A 24,505-nucleotide genomic window follows, 5' to 3' on the forward strand; every position below is an offset into this window, starting at 1 on the left:
TATGATGTGTTGTGTACTTTAGTTATTATTTGAACAGATGTGCGCTAAGGCTCTGCAATGCACGCTGCTTGTCCTCTTCCTTGATAAGGTAAGAGATGTTGTAGTTAGAGCCTCCGTAAGAAACCATGCGTACAGGGATGTCCTTCATTGCGTTTGTTGCAATAGCCTGAATGCCAACGTTCTCCCACTGAAGGTCGCCGGCAACGCAGATGATACACATGTTCTCGTCTACGGTTACTGTTCCGAACTTCTTAAGGTCGTTCAGGATGTCGGCAAGGTGACTTGTGTTGTCGATTGTAACCGATACCCCAACTTCTGATGTAACTATCATGTCGATGCTTGTCTTGTAGCTCTCGAAGATTTCGAACACCTTGCGGAGGAACCCATAGGCAAGCAACATTCTGCCGCTCTTAATCTTGATGGCTGTTATGTTGTCCTTTGCAGCAACTGCCTTGAACAAGCCCGGAGTAAGCTCGTTGCTGATGGTTGTACCCGGAGCGGTTGGCTCCATTGTGTTAAGCAACTTCACAGGGATGTTTGCAAACTTGGCTGGCTGAACGCATGTAGGGTGAAGAATCTTCGCACCGAAGTAAGCCAGTTCTGCTGCCTCCTCAAACTGAAGATGAGGCACAGGCTTTGTGTTCTCAACAAATCGAGGGTCGTTGTTGTGCATACCGTCGATATCTGTCCAAATCTGAATCTCGTCGGCCATTACAGCTGCGCCGATGAGCGATGCAGTATAGTCAGAACCGCCGCGCTGAAGGTTGTCAACCTCGCCGTAAGCGTTGCGGCAGATGAAACCCTGAGTGATGTAAATCTCCTTACCCTGATTATTCTCGAGTACGGCAGTAATCTTCTCTTTGATGTATGATGAATCTGGCTCTGCGTTCTTGTCTGTACGCATAAAGTCGAGTGCAGACAACAGGGTAGCGTTGTAGCCCTGCTCAAGCAGATAGTTTGTAACCATGTTGGTGCTCATAATCTCGCCCTGAGCAAGGATAATCTTCTCCTCGAACATTGTGAAGATGTCCTTTGTGAATGAGCGCAGATAGTCGAACTCTTCCTTCAGGAAAGCGTTTGTCTTGTCTTTGTACTCCTGAGTGCTGTACAACTCCTCAACATGACCTTTGTATTTAGCCTCGAGTTTGTTGATGATGTCATTGGCGCCCTCTGGGTTCTTCTTGTAGAGATAGTCTGAAATCTCGACCAATGAATTTGTTGTACCAGACATTGCTGATAGAACTACAATTTTCTGCTCACCGTCTGTAATCAGTTTGACAACATCCTTCATGCGCTGGGCTGAGCCAACTGATGTGCCACCAAATTTAAGTACCTTCATTTTATTTAGTTTTATATTTTTCGAATTTGTTTAATAGTCGTCCATGTCGAAACGTATTGTTTCTGATGGCTTTTCTTGTTTGTCTTCAGTCTTTTCTTCGTCGGCCGATGGCGTTTGAGGCTTATCGTCATCTTCCTTCTGAGAGTTTATGACGATTTCTTCGGCAACAGTCTCTTCGCTGCTGTCGGTCTCGGCATTTTCTGCCTCGGTTACGACTTCATTTTCTGTTGATTCGGCTGCGGTCTCGACCTCTGACTTTTCGTTGACATCGTAGGCTGGTTCAATATCTTCCATCTTCATCATTTCCAGTTCCTTGTCAATGTCCTTGGCTGTTCCCGAAGTCTCGTAGACGATAGGCGTTTCTTCTTCTTCCTCAGCTTTAGTCTCGACCTTCTCCTCAACAACAGGCTTCTTGTGAATCAGTTGTGTATATTTGTGCGAAACATCTACAAACTCGCTCTTTTCGCAGCTGTACACTCTGCAATTGTCTACTTCCTGAAGAAAACCGAGGTTGTGCGTGCTCATTATCACGCTTGTGCCCGAGTTCTTTACTATTTCTTGCAGAAGTTTTACGATTGAGAGTCCCGTTGCAGCGTCGAGGTTGCCCGTAGGCTCGTCGGCGATGATTATTTTCGGCTTGTTGAGGATGGCGCGCGCAATGGCTATACGCTGCTGTTCGCCTCCCGAAAGCTCATGCGGACGCATGTTCTGCTTGCCTTCCATGCCTACGCTTTTCAGCACTTCGGAGATTCGTGCGTCGATGTTCTCTTTCTTCCAGTCGGTTGCCTTCAGAACGAACGCCAGATTGTCGTAGACTGTTCTGTCCGTCAGCAGTTTGAAATCCTGAAACACGATGCCGCATTGCCTTCTCAGGTACGGAAGTTTCTTGTGCGACATTTTGCTCATATCATATCCCAAAACCATTGCCTTTCCGTCGGCAATTTCGAGTTCGTTGTAGATGCTTTTCAGGAATGAAGTCTTTCCTGTGCCAACAGAACCGATAATGAACACGAACTCGCCTTCGTCCATCTTGAAGTCGATATTCTTTAGAATCGGGTTGTTTCCGTGGTTTAGCGAAACCTTGTTATATTCTATGAGCATGATGAAGCGTTTTTTTAATGTTTATGCCAGTTTGGATCGTGTCTTACCTGAAGTTCCTTGGCAAGATCCTCGATGCGCAAGCCCTTGGCTGTGAGGAGTACGATGAGGTGGTAAAGGAAGTCGGAGCCTTCGTAAACCAGACGCTCGTTTGTTCCGTTTGTAGCCTCGATAACAGCCTCGAGAGCCTCTTCGCCAACCTTCTGTGCCATACGGTTTATGCCGTCCTTGAACAGGCTTGTTGTGTATGAGCCTTCCGGCATCTCCTCGTGTCTCTTTTCGATGAAGTCCTGAAGGAATGAAAGGAAGAGCAGCGGGTTTGCGTCGTTCTTCTCGTTCCAGCAGGTGTCAGCACCGGTGTGGCATACAGGACCTACAGGATTGACTTTGATAAGCAGAGTGTCGTTGTCGCAGTCTTCGGCAATGCTCACTACGTTGAGGAAGTTTCCGCTTGTCTCACCCTTTGTCCACAGACAATTACGGGTTCTGCTCCAGAAAGTAACCTTTCCGGTCTCAACAGTCTTGTTGTATGCCTCTTCGTTCATGAATCCGAGCATAAGTACCGTCTTTGTCTTGTCGTCTTGGATGATGGCTGGAATAAGGCCATTCATCTTATTGAAATCTAATGCCATTTTTCTTATTTATGTTTTATGTTAAATTCTTACGTTAATTCCTTCGCTGTGAAGATATTGCTTCAGTTCGGGAATGCTAATCTCACCGAAGTGGAAAACACTTGCTGCGAGTGCAGCGTCGCTTTTTCCGTTGATGAATGTGTCGCGGAAATGCTCCTTCTTTCCTGCGCCTCCCGATGCTATGACCGGGATGCTGAGTTCGTCGCTTAGTTGAGCCAGAGCCTCGTCGGCAAATCCGGCTTTCACACCGTCGTGGTTCATGCTGGTGAAGAGAATTTCGCCTGCACCGCGGTCGCACGCTTCTTTAGCCCACTCAAACAAGCCTCTTTCGGTTTCCAGTCGTCCGCCGTTGAGGTAGCATTTCCAGCCATTCTCTGTTAGTTTGGCGTCGATAGCCACAACGCAAACCTGCGAGCCGAAACTGTTGGCTATCTCGTCAATCAGTTCAGGACGGCGGATTGCTGCCGAGTTGATGCTAATCTTGTCGGCTCCGGCGTTGAGCATTCGGTCTACGTCGCACAATTCGTTAATTCCGCCGCCAACGGTAAACGGAATGTTGATGTTGGCTGCCACGCGCTGAACCAAGTCTGTAAAGGTCTTTCTGCCTTCGTGACTTGCTGTTATGTCGAGATACACAAGTTCGTCGGCTCCCTGCTCGCTGTATGCTCTGCCCAGTTCAACCGGGTCGCCTGCGCTGCGAAGATTCACGAAGTTTGTGCCTTTTACTGTTTCGCCGTTCTTTATGTCGAGGCAAGGTATGATTCTTTTTGCTAACATAATTCTGATTTTTGTGTTAAGCGTTGACCCATTTTGTGAGTTCGTTCATGTCAATCTTGCCTTCGTATATGGCTTTACCGAATACGACGCTTGGGATACCCGCCTCGTTCAGTCTCTTGATGTCGTCCAAGCAACTTACTCCGCCGCTTGCGATGAGGTTGAGGGTAGGGCAGAAGCGCATCACCTCGCTGTATAGTTCGATTGACGGACCTGCAAGCATTCCATCCTTCGATATGTCGGTACACAGAACGTTGTTGATGCCTTTCTTGATGTGAGTGTCAAGAAAGCTGAACAAATCCTGCTTGCTTGTCTCCAGCCATCCGTTTACGGCAATCATCTTGTCTTTTACGTCGGCTCCGAGGATTATCTTCTCTGCGCCGTATTTGTCGCACCATCCCCACATACGTTCAGGCTCTTTTACGGCGATGCTGCCGAGTGTAACGAGCGATGCTCCGTTGTCGAAGGCGATGTCAAGGTCTTCGTCGGTCTTTATTCCTCCGCCGAAATCAACGGTGAGCGATGTGTGTGTGGCAACTCTTTCGAGCACCTTATGGTTTACAACGTGCTTTGAGCGTGCTCCGTCAAGGTCAACCATGTGAAGGCGAGTTATTCCGTAGCCTTCGAACTCCTTGGCAACCTCCAGAGGGTCTTCGTTGTACACTTTCTTCTGGTTGTAGTCGCCTTGCGACAGACGGACGCATTTTCCGTCAATTATGTCTATGGCAGGTATAATCTGTATCATAGTCCTTTCTCTATGTCGTTGTTGTTAAGAAAGTTCTTCAAGATTCTCTCGCCCACGCTTCCGCTCTTTTCCGGGTGAAACTGGGTGGCGTAGAAGTTGTCTTTGTGCAGGGCCGCGCTGTATGGCTGAATGTAGTTTGACTCGGCTATCGTCCACTGGCATGTTGGAACATAGTAACTGTGCACGAAATAGACGAATTCGGGCTTGTCGAAGCCGCTGAACAGGGCGGTCTTTGTGTTTCTGATGTCGTTCCAGCCCATGCACGGAACTTTTTCATCGTGTCGGGTAGGGCAGAATCGTTTAACGTCAACATCGAAGATTCCGACGCAGTCAACATCGCCCTCTTCCGAATGCCGGCACATAAGTTGCTGCCCGACGCATATGCCCAGCACAGGCTGCTTCAAACCCTTTATTATCTCGTCGAGACGATGTTCCTTTAGGCTTGTCATCGTTGTTCTGGCGTGTCCTTGTCCGGGAAAAATCACCCTGTCTGCCTTGCTCAGTTCTTCTGCGCTGTTTGTCAGAACCGGGTCGATGCCCAATCGTTTCAGGGCATGTACTACCGAATAGATGTTTCCGGCGTTATAGTCGACAATTGCTACTTTCATTAACTGAATATAACTGTTCTGTTCTTGTATGTTAGTATTTTGTGTTCGATGTGAAGACGAACGGCGCGGCTGAGTACGATTTTCTCGAGGTCCTTGCCTTTGTTTACGAGGCTCTCAGGAGTGTCCTTGTGTGTGATTCGCACGATGTCCTGCTCGATAATCGGACCGGCGTCGAGGTCTTTTGTAACGTAGTGGCTTGTCGCGCCAATCTGCTTAACGCCTCGCTCGTATGCCTGATGATATGGTCGTGCGCCGATGAAGGCTGGCAGGAACGAGTGATGGATGTTGATGATTCGGTTTGGAAACTGCTCAATCATCTTGTCGCTGATAATCTGCATGTATCGGGCAAGAACGATGAAATCGACCTTCTCCTTTGCAAGAATCTCCAACTCTTCCTTCTCCAGTTCCTCGCGGTTGTTCTTGTTGAGCGGAATAACATAGTAAGGAATTCCGAATCTTTCGCCAACGCTCTTGAGGTCGGGATGATTGCTTATGATACATGGAATTTCAACGTCCCATTCGCCGGCGGTGTATCGTGCCAGCATGTCGTACAGACAATGTGATAGTTTAGATACAAAGATTGCCATTCGCGGCTTCTGGTCGCTGAAGTAGATATGATACTTCATGTTGTAGCGCTGTCCGTAAAGCGTGCCGAAATAGTCAGAAATCTTTTCGCGCGGAATGCTGAAACTGTCGAGTTCCCATTCAATACGCATAAAGAATACGTTCTCAACATGGTCTACGTACTGGTCGAGGTAGACAATATTACCTTTGTTAAAAGTGATGAAGTTTGTTACATCAGCCAAAATGCCCTGTTGGTCAGGACAGTACAACAGCAACTTTGCGGTATTGTTCATATCTAAAATCTTCGAAAAAATATATTTGGTTGGCAAAGTTAGTTATTTTTTTTGTTTTTTTATATGAAACGGTAATTATTTCTTATAACTTGCTGTTTTTTTAATCGAAAATGCTGAATATTTGTAATTATATAGGCTTGCTTGCTCACAGTTTAACACCGATTGCGTAAATTTTATGATAATATGCGCAATCGGTGCTGAACTTTATTTTTTTGTTGTCGAATCGTTGTGTACGATAATGCGTCGGCGGCCTGTACGTATTCTGAAGAAATTGCGCCAGTTGTTGAATTCTTTCGTAAAGATGATGCCCACGCCCTGAGTGGTGAGCGTCGCCTTAGTAAAGTAGCGGTCGTTGGTCTGGCTGTAGCCTTTCAGACTGATTTCGCCGTTTGGTGTAAGCAGCCACTGAAGGTCGAAGTCGCCCACAAAGTTTGTATTTGCAAGCGGATTGTCGCGGTAGCCGAAGTTTCCGTTAACTAGAAGTCGGTTGTTTAGCAGTCGTCCGCTCAGTATGCCTTCGACTTCCATGTCAGACCATCCGTTGTTTCCTGTGCTGAGGTTGGTTCCTACGCTCCAGTTATTGTTGTTCAGAACCGAACTGAGCATCTGGTTAAGCTGGCCGCTGATGGTTGATGACAGAAGCGAGTTTACCGCCGATGATGAGCGGTTTGTGTTGGCATCGGCATTTGCATAGTCGTATGTGTAGAATCTGCCCACGCCAAGTAGATAGATAATCTGCATGTTCATCTGCTCGTCGGTGCTGATAAGGCTGCGCACAAGTTGCCGTTCTTCCTCGCTGATGGTTGGCAGTTCGAGGTCGAACTTGATGTCTGGCTTCATCATCTTTCCCGTAAGATTCATCAGACAGTTTACCTTTACGGTGCTCTGTCGATTGTTTCCTGCGCTTGCCTCCAGTTCGCTTAGCGATGCAGAATTTACGGTGTAGACGCATTGGATGTTGAGGTCGGCATTGTAAGGATTTCCACCAAAGACAACTGTTCCGCCCTTGCGAATGTTGAAGTCCTTTCGGATAACCTCCTGCATACTCAGCTTGTAAACTCCGTGGTCGAGCGTGAGCGTTCCGAACATGTTGAATCCTCCCTTGTTGTAGTAGTTTGCTTTCAGCGAGCCCGAGCCGTTGCAGGTTATGTAGTCGCCCGAAACGGGGTCCATTATCAGCTTTATCGTTGCATTCTGGTTGATGTCGAGAAGCATGTTTATTCTCAAGTCCATCGGAATGTCGTCATCGTCGTTGTCAGGAACGACTTTCGTCTGTTTCTGCTCGCCCGATGGCATTGCCGGAATCCATGGAATCTCCTTTGGTGTCTTGTCGACGAACGTGATGAACTGATTGCTCGTGATGTCGTCGGCGCGTCCGGCATTGTAAACGAAGGTTGAGTTTGGTGCAGGCGACATGTTCACCTCTGTCGTGAGCGTGTTGTTTCCGCCGCTGATTGTTGCTGTTCCGTTTCCGAAGATTGTTCCGTAGAACGGCATCTCGCCAAATTTGCGCTCGTCGTAGGCCAGCAGTCCGTTAGCCTGAACCTTGAACATATAGTTCATGTTCTTCAGATTCTCGTGCTTCACATATCCGTTCACAAAACCCATGTGCCCGTAGCGGTCGTAAATCGTTATTCCGTTGAAATCCATGTAGTTGTGGCGCAGGTGAACGGTGTCATTTTTAATCTCGTACTCCGTATTCAGAATCTTGACTTTTGCTTTGACATTGGCGCAAACATCGCCTTCGAGATTCAGTTCCTTGAACGGACCGTGAAGATGTATCTCGCCCACACCGCGTCCTCTGATGTTGCTGAATACTCCGCCCACAAAGCGGTTCAGCATGGCGAGGTCGGTCTGGTCGGCATTTATCCAAAGGTCGAGCGCGTTCTTGGTAGGGTAGATGTAGCCGTTAACGTTGGTGCGGCTCACGCCGAGTTCCTGCATTCTTCCTTCGAGCATGATGCCTTTCTCCTCGTTGTTCCACTTGGCGTAGAGGCTCATGTCGCCCATTTCCGAAGTGTTGAAGATGAATCGCTTAACGAACAGTTGTGCATCGGCTTTCGGCTGTTTCTTCAGGTTGCTGGCATAGACCTTTCCTGTTGCCTTTCCTGAAAAATCTACGGCTGTGAAGTTTACGATGTCGAGGATATACTCGATGTTGATGTCCTTCAAATCGGCAACGAGCGAGTCTGACGGATTGTCCGAAACAATACCGTTGATGCCAAGATGCTGCTCGGCGTGCGATAGCATGAAGTTTTTTACGTCTATGCCTTTGCCCGAAATCACAATGTCCGATTTCTTGATATCCCAAATAGAGTCGGCAATTATGATTTCCGATGGATTTATCTGAACGTCGGTCAGAATCCTGTCATTTTCGTGTCCGAATGATGTAGTAACGTCGAGCAGACCGCTGTAACTAACCTCAAGGTTGTTACACCAGTCCAGCTTTGTATTGATTTTGTCGTTTCCAGCCTCGGCGTTCAGGCCGATGTTCACAATCGATGATTTGCCTATTTTTGCGATATTCAGTTTAAGGTCGATGGCATCTTCGCTGTTCTTGCATCTGATAATCGCCTTGCCAAATTTGTTGCTTCCGTACTCGAACGAAGGTAGAAAACCGCGCATGGAGAAGTATTCCTCCTTCTCGTCGAACTCGCCGTCGATAACGCCTTGCTTGTTCACTTTCAGCGGAATGCCGAGCAGTTTTTCGAGTGGCGAAGCGTTCTTAATCTTCATCGAGAAGACGAACGAATTCTGAATCTTCGGCTGTGCCTTGTACTTGAATATTGTCGGCAAATATTTGTGCATCAGATTGTTGATACTCTGCGGAAGCGACGCGTAGTTGATGTTTCCGTTTAGATGAGCGTCGAAGAAATCGCTCTTTACGTCGATAACATTCTCGCTGTTGTCGCTCTGTCCTGTGCTCACGCTGAAGTTTCTGAGGTCGTAGCTGTCGTTCTCGCTCTTCATGTGGAAGTCGGTGATGCTGGCAGAGCCTTGCATATTGCTGATTTTGCCCTTCGTGTGGGCATCCATCTCGAACGAGAATTCTGTATTCTTGTAATCTTTCGTCAGATTTAGGTCGTACGGGCGGATTTTGTCTACCTGTAGCGAAGCCTTTATTTCTGGGTTCGAAGAAATATTGTGCACGAATCCGTCGGCATAGAGCGTAACGTTCTTGTCGTCGATATTCAGCTTTCCGCTAATCTGCTGATTTTCAATTGTACTGTTTAGCGAAATATTCTCGTAGCGATAATTGTTGTAGTCGAAGAAATCGACGTTTCCCACAACGTCTGCCTTTACATTGTTGTCGGCTTGCAGAAGTCCGTTTACGTTTATTTCGAAGCCTGTCTTGTCAAATTTCTCGTTGCCCAGCAGTTTTCCAAGGGCGAGTTCATCGCTCGAAAGCGATGCCAGAAAATCCTTCTGGTTCTTCATCTCGGCTTCGGCAATCACGCTTCCTGCGCCCGAGTCGATTTTGCCGTCTATTCTGATGTCGTCCTTCTCGTATTGCAGCGTTCCGGCATATTTTACAAAGTCCAGACGACTGATGATTTCGGGCGCTTGCGCTTCTTTTCCTTTAATGTTATAGAATATGGTAGATGCGCCGCTGCTTGTCACGTTCAGATTGTCTACTTTTGCAAAGACCTGCATCGGCTCGCCGTCCGAAAGGTGACTGATTGTGGCGTTTGCGTTCAGCTGAATGTCCTTGCTCTTGTTTCTCAGATTGATTCCGTTGATGCTCACATAGTTTGCCGTTCCTTCGAATGTTCCGTCGAGATACATTCTCTCATCGGCATATTGGAGCGCAGGTACGAATGCCGCAAAATCCTTTGCGGTAACGTACATATCTTTTATTGCTCCGTCGAATTTTAGCGATTGTTTGTCGAGCTTTCCGTCTTTAAATTCGAAAGTCGAGTTGATATTGTCTATTTTCAGATTTGAGCCGTTCGTCTTCAGCATGAAATCCGAAATCTTCGCACCCTTGCTGTTGGCAAGAATGCGCGCTGTGAGTTTCTTCAACTCAAATCCGCTCTGTTCCTTGAACTCCATATCGCGAATGAAGACGTTGAGCGAATCCTTGTTCAGAGCCTTCAGCGAGATGTACGAACTGAAATCCTTCACGTTGATGTGATGTGTGCTGAATCTGCCCTCGGTAATAGGCTGATAAAGTTCGTTGTAACTGATGTTTCCACGTCTGATAATCAAAGAGTTGATACGCAGATTTAACTTGCTGTCCTCTTTCTTCTCTTTCGAAGAAAAGGCATCAATCACAAACTGGAAATTTGTAGGCGACGTGGCAGTCTGCTTGTACAGATTAGCGTTGAAATCGAACAACTGAGCCGTTGCAATCGAAACCTTTCCAATCTTGAACAAGTCCTCAATATGAATCTTTGCCGAAACCTTCTTCACCGAAAGCATCTTCTTGCCGTTCTGATCCCACGCCTCGAGGTCTGTTATTATAATACGGTTAAGCAATCCTATGTCGATGTGCCCGATTGTAACCTTCGAATCGAGTTTGCTTGACAGGGACGAGGCGATGATTTGCGACGACCACGTCTGAATCACCGGTATGTTTAGCAGCACAATTAGCACAATGTATATGCCCACAATAGCCGTGGCGATATATCTTATGGCTTGGCTGATGAATTTCAGAATTTTCTTCATTTTCGATATCGTGGTGCAAAGTTAATCATTAAAAGCGAAAGTGTAAAATTAAATGCGCCGATTTTTTAAGAGCGAGCTGTCCCGGTTATGGAAACTTGAGAGTTGAAAATTGAAAAAACTTTAGCAATTCACAGTTGATAATAGACATTAAAAACTTGAAAGTAGAGAGTTGAAAATTGAAAATAGTGATAAGGTAGATGCAAACATGGGGGTGCTAAAGGAGTGGTAAGGGAGTTGTAAGGGGATGACAAGGGAATAGCAAGCCGATGGCAAGCCGGATGGTACGGGCAAGGTTCGGGGAAGTAAGCCGATAGCAAGGGAGTAGCTACGGGGTAGGAACGGGGTAGCTACGGGGAAGGAACGTTCATGGTTCGGGATGCCTTCGGGATTCGTTCGGGACGAGCACCTTACCCGAGGGTGCTTTTTTATTGTAATGATCAAGACGTGAATCGGGGCATTTTCCCCGTAGTCATACCAATTTGTTGTTGCAGAACGAAGGGGGTACAGACCGCAGGCAATAAATGATGCAAAGTGTCAAAAAAACAACAGACAGTCGGGGCGCTGTGGCGGGTTGTGAATATGTCCTTAACAGACGAAAGGGTGACGGAAAACTCACACATCTGCAAAATAAAAATGTAAACTCCGTTTTGCAAATGTTTACAAATGCCGAGTGATATTAAGCGAAAACTCCATTTTGTACAAAATACAATAAGAAATCACAAACTAAAAAATATGCTTGTTTAACATATTTTGTGTAATTTTGTAGCGTTTTAATGAATAAATATTAAAAACCATTATCAAAATTATATATGGCAAATGTGATCAAATTATCTAAGGGCTTAGACTTGAACCTGAAAGGTAAGGCTTCACAACAGGTTATCAACGTAAAGGCAGCTGGCAAGTTCGCGCTTGTTCCAGACGACTTTCACGGTATGAAACCGAAAGTGGTAGTCAAGGAAGGTGACAAGGTTAAGGCCGGGGATGCCTTGTTTGTTGACAAGAATCATCCTTCAGTGAAGTTTGTCTCTCCAGTTAGCGGTACTGTATCGCTTGTGGAGCGTGGCGAACGTCGAAAGGTGCTGAGCGTGCAGGTAGAGGCCGACGCTGAGCAGGAGTACACAGACTTCGGCAAGAAGAATGTAGCCGAGATGGACGGCGAGGCTGTAAAGGCTTTGCTTCTTGAGTCTGGTTTATTCGCATTCTTCAAAAAACGTCCTTACGACATTGTTGCTAACCCAGACGATGCTCCTAAGGGCATTTTTGTTTCTGCGTTCAGCTCTATGCCTTTGGCAGCCGACTTTACTTATGTTCTTCAGGGACAGGAGGCTGATTTCCAGACTGGTCTGACAGCCCTCTCTAAGATGGCAAAGACTTATCTCGGCATCAGCAAGGCTCAGCAGAGCGTTCAGGCTCTGAATTCAGCAAAAGATGTTGAAGTGAACGTGTTCGACGGTCCAAACCCTGCCGGAAACGTTGGTGTGCAGATTAACCATGTGTCACCTATAAATAAAGGTGAAGTTGTGTGGACTTTGGGTGCTGAGGAGGTTATCTTCATCGGTCGCCTGCTCAACACTGGCAAGGTTGACCTTACTCGTAAGGTTGCATTCTGCGGTTCTGAGACAAAGCAGACTGGCTATGTAAGCCTTAAGGTTGGCGAGCAGTTGTCAAACCTCATCGCTACAAACACAGCCGTTCACAACAGCACACGCATCATTAGCGGTAACGTGTTTACTGGTAAGAAGGTGGTTGCCGACGGATTCCTCGGTGCACGTTCAACAGAAGTAACAATCATTCCTGAAGGTGACGATGTAGCCGAACTTCTCGGCTGGATTATGCCACGCTTTAACGAGTTCTCAGCAAACCGCTCTTATTGCAGCTGGTTGTTCGGTAAGAAGGAATATACTCTCGATGCCCGCGTGAAGGGTGGCGAGCGTCACATGATTATGAGTGGCGAGTACGACAAGGTGTTCCCTATGGATATCTTCCCTGAGCAGCTTGTCAAGGCTATCATCGCTGGCGACATCGACCGTATGGAGGCTCTCGGTATCTACGAAGTTGCTCCAGAGGATTTTGCCGTATGCGAGTTCGTATGCTCATCTAAGCTTGAGGTGCAGCGTATTGTCCGTGAGGGACTGGATATGCTTCGTGCTGAGATGGAGTAAATTATAAATTCTAATAAGTTTAATAAATGAACGCGTTAAGAAATTATCTCGACAAGATAAAGCCTAACTTCGAGGAGGGAGGCAAACTCCACGCATTCCGTTCTGTGTTCGACGGCTTCGAAACATTCCTGTTCGTGCCTAACACTACAGCGAAGAGTGGAGTTCATGTTCATGATGCCATCGACAGCAAGCGTATCATGAGTTTTGTGGTAATCGCGCTTATTCCGGCTCTTTTGTTCGGTATGTATAACGTGGGTTATCAGAATGCATTGGCAGGAGGTGGTGACATGACCGACCATGTTGGCATGTTCCTTTTCGGATTCCTTGCCGTGCTGCCAAAGATCTTGGTTTCATACATCGTAGGTCTTGGCATTGAGTTCGTTGTGGCTCAATGGAAGAACGAGGAGATTCAGGAGGGCTACCTCGTATCTGGTATCATTATACCTCTTATTATACCTGTCACTACTCCGTTGTGGATTTTGGCGTTGGCTGTTGCCTTCTCTGTAATCTTTGCAAAGGAGATTTTCGGTGGTACTGGTATGAATATCTTCAATGTGGCACTTGTTGCTCGTGCATTCTTGTTCTTCTCATATCCGGGTTGCCTTACAGGCGATTCTGTATGGGTTGAGAACAGTTCAATCTTCGGTCTAGGCTACGACCTTGCCGATGGTGCAACATGTGCTACTCCTCTTGGCATTGCTGCTGCAAACGGTGCACAGTCGGCTTCGCTTACAATCGATTCTATCACAGGTCTTATTCCTGGATGTATCGGTGAGACAAGCGTTATCGCCATTGCGCTTGGCGGTCTGCTTCTGTTGTGGACTGGCGTTGCAAGTTGGAAGACTATGTTCTCTGTATTTGTAGGCGGTGCTCTTACAGCAATCCTGTTCAACAACTTCGGTGCTGCCGATAATGCAGTTGCTCAGTTGCCTTGGTATCAGCATATTACACTTGGCGGTTTCTGCTTCGGTGCTGTGTTTATGGCAACAGACCCTGTTACTTCAGCTCGTACAGAGACAGGTAAGTATTTCTACGGATTCTTCATCGGCGTTATTGCTATCGTTGTTCGTGTGCTCAATCCGGGTTATCCAGAGGGCATGATGCTTGCAATCCTGTTCATGAACGTATTCGCTGCACTTATCGACTACTATGTTGTTCAGAGCAACATCAATAAGCGTGCTAACAGAGCAAAACTAAAATAATAACAACTAAATGACTGAAAGATATGAATACAAGTAGTAATACATATACTGTTGTCTATGCTTCGGTAATGGTTGTTATCGTTGCTTTCCTTTTGGCTTTCACATCAACAGTACTGAAGCCAAAATCTGACAAAAACGAAGAGATTGACAAGAAGAAGCAGATTCTTGCTTCGCTTAACATCCGCGACATTCAGAACGAGAATATCGAGGCTAAATATGCCGAGGTTGTATTGTCTGATATGATTATCGACACACTCGGCAACGTAAAGGCTGAGAAGGGCGGTTTCGATGTTAAGAAAAAGGATATCAACCCAGAGAACCTTCCTGTTTATATGTGTAAGGTTGACGGTGTTGACAAGATTGTTGTTCCTGTGGTTGGTAAAGGACTCTGGGGCGGTATCTGGGGCTATGTTGCCGTAGATACAGACAAGATGGGTACTGTTTACGGCGCATACTTCTCTCACGAGAGCGAGACTGCCGGACTTGGTGCCATCATCGCTGAGTACGAGGGCTTCCAGAAGCAGTTTGCCGGCAAGACCATCTACAACGAGAGCGGCGATGCCATTGCTCTTAGCGTGCTTAAGGCAGGCAAGAAGGTCGATGGCGTTGGTGTTAACAACAGATGCGATGCCATTACAGGTGCTACTCTTACTTCAAATGGTGTGAACGACATGCTTCACGACAGTTTGAAGAAGTACATGAAGTTCTTGAAGAATAACGCTAAATAATCGGAGGAAAGAATATGGGTAAATTATTTTCTAAGGAGAATCAGGAAGTATTCTCAAATCCGCTAAACCTGAATAATCCTGTCGTAGTGCAGGTGTTGGGTATCTGTTCGGCTCTTGCCGTAACATCACAGTTGAAGCCAGCCATCGTAATGGGCTTGTCTGTAACTGTCATCACAGCCTTCTCAAACTTGATTATCTCGCTTCTTCGCAAGACTATTCCTAACCGTATCCGAATCATCGTTCAGTTGGTAGTAGTTGCAGCGTTGGTAACAATCGTGAGTATGATTCTGAAGGCTTATGTGTATGACGTTAGTGTTATGTTGTCAGTTTATGTAGGTCTTATCATTACAAACTGTATCCTGATGGGACGTCTTGAGGCTTTTGCTATGCAGAATGGTCCTTGGGAAAGTTTCCTTGATGGAATCGGTAATGGTATCGGCTATGCAATCATCCTTGTCGTAGTTGGTTTCGTTCGCGAACTTCTTGGCGCAGGCTCAATCCTCGGATTCAAGGTTCTGCCACAGGCTGTTTACGATGCTGGCTACATGAACAACGGTATGATGACGATGCCAGCCATGGCTCTTATTCTGCTTGGCTGCGTTATCTGGGCACACCGTGCATATAATGACGAGAAAAAATAATACATACTTTAAAAAGACAGAAACATTATGGAACATTTCTTTAGTTTGTTCGTCCGCTCAATCTTTGTGGACAATATGATTTTCTCTTTCTTCTTGGGTATGTGTTCATACTTGGCAGTATCTAAGACTGTAAAGACAGCAATGGGACTTGGTATTGCGGTAACATTCGTGTTGCTCATCACCGTTCCTGTTGACTATTTGTTGCAAACTCAGGTTCTTGATGAGAACGGTGCATTCAATCAGGCTGTTCTTGGCGGTCAGGACCTTACATTCCTTGCATTTATTTTGTTCATCGCTGTAATTGCAGGTATCGTGCAGCTTGTTGAGATGGTTGTTGAGCGTTTCTCTCCATCACTCTACGCTTCGCTCGGCATCTTCCTTCCGCTGATTGCCGTAAACTGTGCAATCATGGGTGCAAGCCTTTTCATGCAGCAGAGAATACTTATGGACCCAGCAACAGAGACTAAGGCTATCGGCTGCATTGGTGATACTTTTGCCTATGCTTTGGGTTCTGGTATTGGCTGGCTGCTTGCTATCGTGGGCTTGGCTGCAATTCGCGAGAAAATGGCATATACAAACGTTCCAAAGCCACTTCAGGGACTGGGTATCACCTTTATCACTGTAGGTTTGATGGCTATGGCGTTCATGTGCTTGTCAGGTTTGGATCTATAATAATTAAAGGAATATAAACGATGGGTAATTTTATATTTGCAAGCATTGGAGTATTCCTTGTGATTATTCTTCTGCTGGTTGTAATTCTGCTTGTTGCAAAGACTTATCTTTCTCCAAGCGGTAATGTGAACATAACAATAAACGGTAAGGACAAGTTTGAGGTTGGTCAGGGCGCAAGCCTTCTGAGCACTCTTGCCGAGAAGGGCGTTTATCTTCCATCAGCATGTGGTGGTAAGGGTTCTTGCGGTCAGTGTAAGTGTCAGGTTGTTTCTGGTGGCGGCGAGATTCTCGATTCAGAGAAGGGACATTTCTCTCGTAAGCAGATTAAGGAGGGATATCGTCTTGGCTGCCAGTGCAAGGTTAAGGGCGACCTCGAAATCAAGGTTCCAGACTCAGTAATGGGTGTTAAGGAATGGGAGTGCGAGGTTATCAGTAACCGCAACGTTGCTACATTCATCAAGGAGTACAAGGTTAAGCTTCCTGCTGGTGAGCACATGGACTTCGAGCCAGGTTCTTATGCACAGATTAAGATTCCTGCATTCGAAATCGACTATAAGGATTTCGATCGCGATCTTATCGGCGACTTGTACGTTCCTGCATGGGAGAAGTTTGGTTTGTTCAAGCTTCACTGTTCAAACCCTACTCCAACAATCCGTGCTTACTCTATGGCTAACTATCCAGACGAGGGTGATATCATCACACTTACTGTGCGTATCGCTACACCTCCGTTCAAGCCAAAAGACCAGTGTCCAAACGGTCCTGAGTTCATGGATGTAAATCCAGGTATCGCTTCATCATACATCTTCTCTCTGAAACCGGGCGACAAGGTGATTATGAGTGGTCCTTACGGAGAGTTCCGTCCTCAGTACGGTACAGGCCGTGAGATGATTTGGGTTGGTGGTGGTGCCGGTATGGCTCCTCTCCGTGCTCAGATTATGCACATGCTCAAGACTCTGAAGACTACAGACCGCGAGATGCACTACTTCTACGGTGCGCGTGCAATCGACGAGGTATTCTTCCTCGACGACTTCCTTGAACTTGAGAAGGAATTCCCTAACTTCCACATGCACTTGGCTCTCGACCGTCCTGATCCAAAGGCAGACAGCCTTGGCATCAAGTACACTCCGGGATTCATTGCTCCAGTTATGGGCGATACTTACCTCAAGCAGCATGAAGCTCCAGAGGATGTTGAGTACTACCTCTGCGGACCTCCAATGATGGCTAAGACTGTGCTCGATCTTCTTCACAGCCTTGGCGTAGAGGACAACATGATTCGCTTCGATAACTTCGGCGGATAAAATCCGAAACGTAACGATAATAAAGAACCATCCTTCATCTTTTCAGAGGGGTGGTTCTTTTTTTTGTGTATGTCCATATTTTGTCCGAACTCTGATTGCATATCGCAGAAATTGTTTAATTTTGCGACCAATGGAAAAAAAAGACGGCTGTTCGGACAGCACAAAAGTATGGTATGTGCTTAAATCACCGTATCTGAGCATATCCATACGAAAGGAGTTGGACGAAAAAGGTTTTGAATATTTTCTTCCGACAACCTTCACTATGGTTGGCAGGGAAGGGCATAAGGTGCGTGTTGAGCGTTCGCTTGTGCTCAACATGGTATTTGTTGCCACCGACAATTACGACGACCTCAGAAACTGGGTTATGGCAAACACAGCCTACCGACTGATGATTATGCATCAGCGTCGGTCGGCTCTCGATTCTTTGTCGAATCCAATTCCGGTTCGTATTCGCGATGCCGAGATGCAGATGTTCCGCAAAGCGATAAGTTTCTATCGCGATGGTGAGATTCCATACGTCAAGCCCGAAGAAGTTAACCTTGAGGCAGGTGACGAGGTCAGAATCATCGGCGGAGCGTTTGATGGGGTAGAGGGAATCCTTCTTTCTCAGCAGGGAAAGGAAGGAGGCAAGGTCATCGTCTCGCTTAGCAAGATTCTCGCCGTCCAGACTCTGAATATTCAGCCCGAATATCTTCAGATTATACGTTTCGGCAACAACAGACATCTTTACAAGGTTGTCGAACTCTACACTCCGCGCCTCAGAAATGCCGTTAAGGAAAAATCGGAAGGCACGCTGAAGAACGATTCCTTCGCGCGAGTGTTCGTAAAACGATATTCGATGCTTGAGTGCGGCACTCCAAATTCGCAGATTAAGATTGATGCGCTGATGTATGCCAGTTACAAACTCATAGGTGAGGATGAAAAGGCAGCAGAAGTGCTCGGAAAGATAAACTCAATCAAACAAAACATAAAATCAAAAAGTACGTTCGACTTTCTAAATGAATGGTTATGAAGAATGTGGCGGTAATTTTCGCAGGTGGCTCGGGTAAGAGAATGAATACCGTGAGCCGGCCAAAACAATTCCTTGAACTGAACGGCAAGCCTGTCATCATATATACTCTCGAATTGTTCGACAATCATCCCGAAATAGATGCGATATGTGTGTCGTGCATCGAGTCGTGGATTCCTTTCCTCGAGAAGATGCTTCGCAAATTCGAGATAAACAAGGTCGTGGAGATTGTTCCGGGCGGCGAAAGCGGTCAGGACTCAATCTACAACGGATTGTGTGCAGCCGAGAGATGGGCGCAGAAGAATGGCTCGCCCGAAGAGACAGCCGTGCTGATTCACGACGGGGTACGACCTCTCATCACCGAGCAGACAATAACCGACAATATAAACATGGTTCGCGAGCGCGGAAACTGCATAACCTGCGTTCCTGCAACCGAAACGTTCGTGGTTACAAAATCCGACGGCGGTATGGAAATTCCCGAGCGTGCAAACTCGCTGGTGGCGCGCGCTCCGCAGAGTTTTATGCTTACGGATATCCTTGCTGCTCATCGCGAAGCAATACAGGAAAACAGACATGATTATATCGATTCTTGCACCTTGATGAGTCATGCCGGCTACAAGATGAATACAATCATCGGTCCGATGGAGAACATAAAAATCACAACGCCAACCGATTTCTTCATCTTCAGAGCGATGGTTCAGGTTCATGAGAATCAGCAGATTTTTGGTTTTTAAAGCGATGAATTCTATGGGAAAATCAAGCGTTTTGCTTCGTGATATTGAAGATTTCTGCAAGACATTCGCTTTGCAGAAGGAATTGCACGGCTCGTCATTCCTGATAACCGGTGCAACAGGATTGATAGGCTCAATCCTCGTCAGATGTCTGTTGGCTCTCGACGAAGGTGTGAAAATTATCGCACCTGTAAGAAATGTTGAAAAAGCAAAATCTCTGTTCGGAGACGACATCCGTTTGCAAATCGTAGAATGTGAACTTTCATCGTTCTGTTATTCATCTTTAGGCAAGGTCGATTATGTGGTTCATTGTGCCGCGCCTACATCAAGCAGATTCTTTGTCGAAAAGCCTGTAGATACATTCAATATTATAATAAACGGAACGCAGCGACTTCTCGAATATGCAAAAACGGAGGGTGTCAAGGGCTTTGTCTTCCTTTCGTCGCTCGAAGTCTACGGAACGATTACAGACGATAGTGTTAGCGTAACAGAAGATATTCAAGGCTATCTCGACCCGATGAGTGTGCGCAGTTCTTATCCAATGGCTAAGCGTGCAGCCGAGAATCTGTGTGCTTTGTATGCTTCGCAGTATGGCGTCCCGGCGAAGATTGTCAGACTAACACAGACCACTGGAGCAGGCATTTCAAAGGATGATAACAGGGTAATTGCGCAGTTTGCCCGTTGCGCTGCCAATGGCGAGGATATTGTTCTTCACACCACAGGCGAGGCGGCACGTCCATATTGTTACACAATCGACAGCGTTTCAGCCATTCTTTACGTCTTGTTAAAAGGTAAAGCCGGCGAGGCATATAATGTAGCAAACGAGGAGACTTATATCTCCGCCCGCGGCATGGCTGAATATCTGCGCGACAATTTCAACCATGATATAAATGTCAGAATCGAACTTTCCGACAATATGGGCTATGCTCCTGTAACAAAACTTCGTTTGTCGGTAGGCAAGCTGAAGGCATTGGGTTGGAAACCATCTTACGGTTTGGATAGAATTTTTAGAAATTTGATAGATTATATTGCGGAGTAGCCCTTTTCTTGAAATTGTTTTCTGCCGTAAATTTGTATAAATTAATATAATTAATTACATTTGCATCGCTTAAATTTGACAGAAACTCTACATTTTGCTAGTTTTGTCAAGTAAATATTTGTTGTTCCGCATGTTTTGTCATGTTGGCAAATTTTAATATACAAATGAGAAACTTTGAAAGTCTTGAAGTGGCAGTTGCTGGTACAGGTTATGTTGGCTTGAGTATAGCTACATTGCTGTCGCAGCATCACAAGGTTACAGCTGTAGACGTAATTCCTGAGAAAGTAGAGAAGATAAACAGTAGAATTTCTCCTATTCAGGACGAATATATTGAAAAATACTTTGCAGAGAAAGAACTTAATTTGGTTGCTACGCTCGATGGCAGACAGGCATACAAGGATGCTGATTTCGTTGTCATCGCAGCTCCTACAAACTACGATTCTGCAAAGAATTACTTCGACACATCGCATGTCGAGGAGGTTATCGATTTGGTGCTCGAGGTCAATCCTGATGCGGTTATGGTCATTAAAAGTACCATTCCAGTGGGATACACCCGAAATCTGTATATAAAATATGCAAGCATGTTCGAGTCTGACCCGTCTCTGAAGGGAAAGAAATTTAACCTCTTGTTCTCTCCCGAGTTCCTTCGCGAGAGCAAGGCTTTGTACGATAATCTCTACCCAAGCAGAATAATCGTTGGCTATCCGAAACTGCTAAACAAAGCATCAAACGATGACAGAATTTCAGCAGAAAACGAGGCTATCAGCAAGATTGCAGACATTCCATTCCTTGAAGGTGCAGCCAAGCAGTTCGCCGCATTGTTGCAGGAAGGTGCTCTGAAGCCCGATATTGACACGCTGTTTATGGGAATGAAGGAGGCAGAAGCCGTTAAGTTGTTTGCAAACACATATCTTGCGTTGCGCGTAAGCTATTTCAACGAGCTTGACACTTATGCCGAGATAAAAGGCCTCGACAGTCAGGCTATAATTCAGGGTGTCGGCCTCGATCCGCGTATTGGTTCGCACTACAATAATCCAAGCTTCGGATATGGCGGCTATTGTCTTCCAAAAGATACTAAGCAACTTCTGGCAAATTATGCCGATGTTCCGCAGAATATGATGACTGCCATTGTCGAGAGTAACCGTACAAGAAAGGATTTCATTGCCGATGCCGTATTGCAGAAGGCTGGCTGGTACGCTTATTCAACAAACAACCAGTATTCTGCCAACCCGTCGTATAACGAATCTTGCGTAGTTGGAGTGTTCCGCCTGACAATGAAGAGCAATTCCGACAATTTCCGCCAGTCTGCCATTCAGGGCGTGATGAAGCGAATAAAGGCTAAGGGAGCCGACATCATAATCTACGAGCCAACGCTCGAGGACGGCTCAACGTTCTTCGGAAGCAAGGTGGTGAACAACCTGGAGAAATTCAAGCAGAGTTCGCAGGCTATAATCGCCAACCGCTACGATTCGTGTCTTGATGACGTAAAGGACAAGGTTTATACAAGAGACATTTTCCGACGCGACTGATGCACTTTTGGTGCGTTGCTATTGTCTTTTGCCGTTACGACAGATTTCATTCTCGCCGCCCTTGTTTTGAGCAACATTGTCATCTTGTTTTTATAATACTAATTGATTGTGTGCGGCTGAGAAGTTGCCCGTTTCATTTATGATAGACCTTAGAAAATTACATATTTTGACAAAACGCAGTGATTTGGCCGAACTGCCGGAAGGGAAATTACTGATAAACACCGTCAATGCCAATTCTTACAACATAGCTCTTGAGGATGAAGTCTTTGCAGAGTCGCTGAAGAATTGCGATGTAGTGTTGCCCGACGGAGTAAGCATTATTTTTGCGTTTAAGGTAAACAGATGGATGCCGCGTCCTTGCGAACGCGTCACTGGCTATGATTTGTTCGAATACGAGATGGCCCGACTTAATGAGCGCGGAGGCAAGTGCTTTTTTCTGGGAAGCAGCGAAGATGTTCTCGCAAGGATAAGGCAGAGAGCGGCAATTCTTCATCCCAATATTGAGATTGAAACATATTCGCCGCCTTTTAAGCCGGAGTTTTCCGACGAGGACAGCAGGGCTATGGTCGATGCCATTAACAGAGCCAAGCCCGATTTGCTGTGGATTGGCATGACTGCGCCGAAGCAGGAAAAGTGGGCGTATGCCCATTGGAACGAGCTTGATATAAATTGCCATTGCGGAACTATCGGTGCCGTGTTCGATTTCTATGCCGGCACATTCAAGAGGGCCCCGTTGTGGTGTCAGAAGTATAACATAGAGTGGCTTTATCGCCTTGTCCATGAGCCGAGACGCATGTGGAGAAGATATGTTTTAGGCAATTTGCTATATATTAAGAACGTCATAATATGCAGATAGAAATAAGTCTCCTTATCCCTGAATACAAATCGCGATAAGGAGATTTATTTCGTTTATTTCAAGCCGAACAGCTTAAGTTTCTGCTTCACCTTCATGGCTATTATGTATAGTGCCGGCTTTATTGTGCCTTTAAGCGTTTCAGCCTTGATGCCAAACGCTTGATATAGTCTGTTGCTGTCAATTATTCGTGTGTGCAGGCTTGTGCGCACATCGTTTATTACATTGGTCGAGTGTATTACTTCAAGCCACATGTCGCGCTTCGTAATCTTGATTTCTTTCACTCCACTCTGCTTTTTCAGATAGTAGTGGCTGCCGTAGCCGAAAACTGTCTTTACACTGTTTGTCGGTTCTATTAGCGATATAAAGTGATTGCGCTTGTAGCATGCCGTGCTTGCAGTCTTGTACTCCGTAAAATATTGGCAGCCGTATATAAAGTTTATGAATGTAGGCTTTGCCGTATCTCCTTTTTTTTGCAAGTCTGCCGCAATGTCTCCAATACTCTTCATGTAGTTAGCCGACAGAGCATCGTCGTTGTCGAGATATGTTGTCGATACCATGCCCTCGGGCATTCCGTCCAAGTCCGACTCAACGACTTCTCTGAATATCTGGCTGAAATTGGTCGATTGTTCGGGCGCAACGCCTATCGCTCTGAATTGCTGACATCTTGAACGTATTTCCTCAATACGGCACTTGTATTTAGTGGGGGTGTCGCTGCTGAATAGCACAATCCACCTGAAATCCTTGTCAGTCTGATTCAATACCGATGGGAGAGTGAATTGCTCAAACAGCCGGAATCGTTGTTCAAGCCATTCGTCTGTTTGAGTGTCGCGGCTGTTTTTGTCGGTCTGCCACAGCTTCAGGTTAAAGCGCGTGAGTATATATTTGTAAATCTTCATTCTGCAAATATATGTAAAAAAACATAACCAGCAATGCCATTTTTCATTTTGGTTTTTGCGCTTCTGTCTTTGCCTTGCCAGCGTAGTTTTTGAATATTGCCGAGGCTTGGTTATTAACAGAAGTGCGCATGCCGTTGTTAATAATTATGGCAAGTTATTAACAATATCCGCTAATATCATACAGAGTGTTTCAACGCGGTTGTTTATGCCCATTCTTGCGCCGTTTTGCTTACCGTAGATGTCATTAAACCAATGTAAAACAAGCGTTTTGGACTCTAAAATATGTTGTACGTCAAGTTTTTGAGCATGTAAAATTAAAAAGAAAAGAAATCTTACGGCTTTTAACATTTTTTTAATATCTTTGCCCACGGAATAGAATTTTATTATTGAAATTAAAAATGTAGAGCTATGGACTACGTTAATATGATAAAAAAGAGAACTTTATTGGGGAAGCCGAAGGCATTGACTGCTTTCTGCTCCATTTTTATGCTGTTGTGTCTGGCGACGGAGGCAACGGCACAGAGTACGTTTAGGACACCAACAAGTGTACCCATTGTTAGCAAAGAAAATGGTAAGTATAACAATACTGCCATTACGTCGATTACTTTTGTTCCTACAAAAGTGGGTAATGATGCAAGTAAACAAACACAAACAATTTCGGTGAGTAATCCGCAGAAGGTCACTTTTGTTGATGAAACATCGAAGCATTTTTATATAAATGCTGGTGAGAAGTTTGGCACAAACTTTACTTTGGAAAGTGGAAGCACACCCGGTTATAAACATGGTTATGTTTATATCAATACCAATGGTGATGATGAGTTTACTGTGAAGGTTGATAATCCATATATCTCTACTGTAAGAGATGCTGGTATTAGGCAGATGTTTAGAGAATTTTATCAGAATATGCAAGGGGCTACTAATGAGTTGTATGCCTTTACTTGTATGGCTGGTTATAATTCTCTTTCTACTGATAATGGTGGAAATTATAAAAGCTGGACGGAAGGTGAAGATCTTGGTACGT

Annotated in this window: 20 protein-coding genes and 1 pseudogene; 11 read left to right on the top strand and 10 right to left on the bottom strand. The window is 45.7% G+C overall.

Going from position 1 to position 24,505, the window contains the following annotated elements:
* Positions 1-25 precede the first annotated feature (25 nt).
* The 8 genes and pseudogenes from T538_RS0103250 to T538_RS0103285 form a co-directional block, all read right to left on the bottom strand.
* Positions 26-1,339: an aspartate kinase gene (locus T538_RS0103250; protein ID WP_031532116.1), complete on the bottom strand. Its 1,314-nt coding sequence runs from the start codon at positions 1,337-1,339 to the stop codon at positions 26-28.
* A 429-nt stretch (positions 1,340-1,768) separates the two neighbouring features.
* Positions 1,769-2,440, bottom strand: a pseudogene (locus tag T538_RS18765) (cell division ATP-binding protein FtsE); the annotation flags it as partial.
* 14 nt (positions 2,441-2,454) lie between these two features.
* Positions 2,455-3,069, bottom strand: coding sequence for a bifunctional phosphoribosyl-AMP cyclohydrolase/phosphoribosyl-ATP diphosphatase HisIE (hisIE, locus tag T538_RS0103260; RefSeq protein ID WP_031532118.1), 615 nt, complete (start codon positions 3,067-3,069; stop codon positions 2,455-2,457).
* A 21-nt stretch (positions 3,070-3,090) separates the two neighbouring features.
* Positions 3,091-3,846, bottom strand: a complete 756-nt coding sequence (gene hisF, locus T538_RS0103265) for an imidazole glycerol phosphate synthase subunit HisF (RefSeq protein ID WP_031532120.1) — start codon at positions 3,844-3,846, stop codon at positions 3,091-3,093.
* Between the two features lie 16 nt (positions 3,847-3,862).
* Complete coding sequence (hisA, locus tag T538_RS0103270; RefSeq protein ID WP_031532121.1) at positions 3,863-4,588, bottom strand: 1-(5-phosphoribosyl)-5-[(5-phosphoribosylamino)methylideneamino]imidazole-4-carboxamide isomerase; 726 nt, start codon at positions 4,586-4,588, stop codon at positions 3,863-3,865.
* A complete protein-coding gene (hisH, locus tag T538_RS0103275) occupies positions 4,585-5,196 on the bottom strand; it encodes an imidazole glycerol phosphate synthase subunit HisH (RefSeq protein WP_031532122.1) in 612 nt (203 codons plus the stop codon). The genes hisA and hisH overlap by 4 nt, the downstream gene beginning before the upstream one ends.
* Complete coding sequence (purU, locus tag T538_RS0103280; RefSeq protein ID WP_031532124.1) at positions 5,196-6,053, bottom strand: formyltetrahydrofolate deformylase; 858 nt, start codon at positions 6,051-6,053, stop codon at positions 5,196-5,198. Before purU ends, hisH begins: the two co-directional genes overlap by 1 nt.
* Before the next feature lie 204 nt (positions 6,054-6,257).
* Positions 6,258-10,721, bottom strand: a complete 4,464-nt coding sequence (locus T538_RS0103285) for a translocation/assembly module TamB domain-containing protein (RefSeq protein WP_051655849.1) — start codon at positions 10,719-10,721, stop codon at positions 6,258-6,260.
* 809 nt (positions 10,722-11,530) lie between these two features.
* Between T538_RS0103285 and T538_RS0103295 the strand changes: the two genes are divergently transcribed.
* The 11 genes from T538_RS0103295 to T538_RS0103345 all read left to right on the top strand — a co-directional run bounded on the left by T538_RS0103295 (position 11,531) and on the right by T538_RS0103345 (position 22,588).
* Positions 11,531-12,883, top strand: a complete 1,353-nt coding sequence (locus T538_RS0103295; RefSeq protein ID WP_031532127.1) for a Na(+)-translocating NADH-quinone reductase subunit A — start codon at positions 11,531-11,533, stop codon at positions 12,881-12,883.
* Between the two features lie 26 nt (positions 12,884-12,909).
* Complete coding sequence (locus tag T538_RS0103300; protein WP_031532129.1) at positions 12,910-14,085, top strand: NADH:ubiquinone reductase (Na(+)-transporting) subunit B; 1,176 nt, start codon at positions 12,910-12,912, stop codon at positions 14,083-14,085.
* A 23-nt stretch (positions 14,086-14,108) separates the two neighbouring features.
* Complete coding sequence (locus T538_RS0103305) at positions 14,109-14,813, top strand: FMN-binding protein (protein WP_031532130.1); 705 nt, start codon at positions 14,109-14,111, stop codon at positions 14,811-14,813.
* Between the two features lie 14 nt (positions 14,814-14,827).
* Complete coding sequence (locus T538_RS0103310) at positions 14,828-15,454, top strand: NADH:ubiquinone reductase (Na(+)-transporting) subunit D (protein ID WP_031532131.1); 627 nt, start codon at positions 14,828-14,830, stop codon at positions 15,452-15,454.
* A gap of 27 nt (positions 15,455-15,481) precedes the next feature.
* Positions 15,482-16,126: an NADH:ubiquinone reductase (Na(+)-transporting) subunit E gene (gene nqrE, locus T538_RS0103315; protein WP_031532133.1), complete on the top strand. Its 645-nt coding sequence runs from the start codon at positions 15,482-15,484 to the stop codon at positions 16,124-16,126.
* A 20-nt stretch (positions 16,127-16,146) separates the two neighbouring features.
* Entirely contained in the window at positions 16,147-17,424 is a 1,278-nt protein-coding gene (gene nqrF / locus T538_RS0103320) for an NADH:ubiquinone reductase (Na(+)-transporting) subunit F (RefSeq protein WP_031532134.1), read from the top strand.
* 130 nt (positions 17,425-17,554) lie between these two features.
* Positions 17,555-18,436 carry a UpxY family transcription antiterminator gene (locus T538_RS0103325; protein WP_031532136.1) on the top strand — a complete coding sequence of 294 codons (882 nt, stop codon included), beginning with the start codon at positions 17,555-17,557 and terminating at the stop codon, positions 18,434-18,436.
* Complete coding sequence (locus T538_RS0103330; protein WP_031532137.1) at positions 18,433-19,167, top strand: IspD/TarI family cytidylyltransferase; 735 nt, start codon at positions 18,433-18,435, stop codon at positions 19,165-19,167. The genes T538_RS0103325 and T538_RS0103330 overlap by 4 nt, the downstream gene beginning before the upstream one ends.
* A gap of 13 nt (positions 19,168-19,180) precedes the next feature.
* Positions 19,181-20,203, top strand: coding sequence for an NAD-dependent epimerase/dehydratase family protein (locus tag T538_RS0103335; RefSeq protein WP_034538809.1), 1,023 nt, complete (start codon positions 19,181-19,183; stop codon positions 20,201-20,203).
* A gap of 164 nt (positions 20,204-20,367) precedes the next feature.
* The gene (locus tag T538_RS0103340) at positions 20,368-21,732 is read left to right on the top strand and encodes a UDP binding domain-containing protein (RefSeq protein WP_031532140.1); all 1,365 of its coding nucleotides are present in this window, start codon (positions 20,368-20,370) and stop codon (positions 21,730-21,732) included.
* Between the two features lie 139 nt (positions 21,733-21,871).
* Entirely contained in the window at positions 21,872-22,588 is a 717-nt protein-coding gene (locus tag T538_RS0103345; protein ID WP_031532141.1) for a WecB/TagA/CpsF family glycosyltransferase, read from the top strand.
* A 53-nt stretch (positions 22,589-22,641) separates the two neighbouring features.
* Here the strand turns inward: T538_RS0103345 and T538_RS0103350 are convergent, their stop codons facing one another.
* Both T538_RS0103350 and T538_RS0103355 read right to left on the bottom strand, forming a co-directional pair.
* The gene (locus T538_RS0103350) at positions 22,642-23,604 is read right to left on the bottom strand and encodes a glycosyltransferase (RefSeq protein ID WP_369794969.1); all 963 of its coding nucleotides are present in this window, start codon (positions 23,602-23,604) and stop codon (positions 22,642-22,644) included.
* 24 nt (positions 23,605-23,628) lie between these two features.
* Positions 23,629-23,853 carry a hypothetical protein gene (locus T538_RS0103355; RefSeq protein WP_031540801.1) on the bottom strand — a complete coding sequence of 75 codons (225 nt, stop codon included), beginning with the start codon at positions 23,851-23,853 and terminating at the stop codon, positions 23,629-23,631.
* Positions 23,854-24,505: the final 652 nt, after the last annotated feature.

The sequence above is a fragment of the Bacteroides sp. Ga6A2 genome (assembly GCF_000702225.1).
GTDB lineage: Bacteria > Bacteroidota > Bacteroidia > Bacteroidales > Bacteroidaceae > Ga6A1.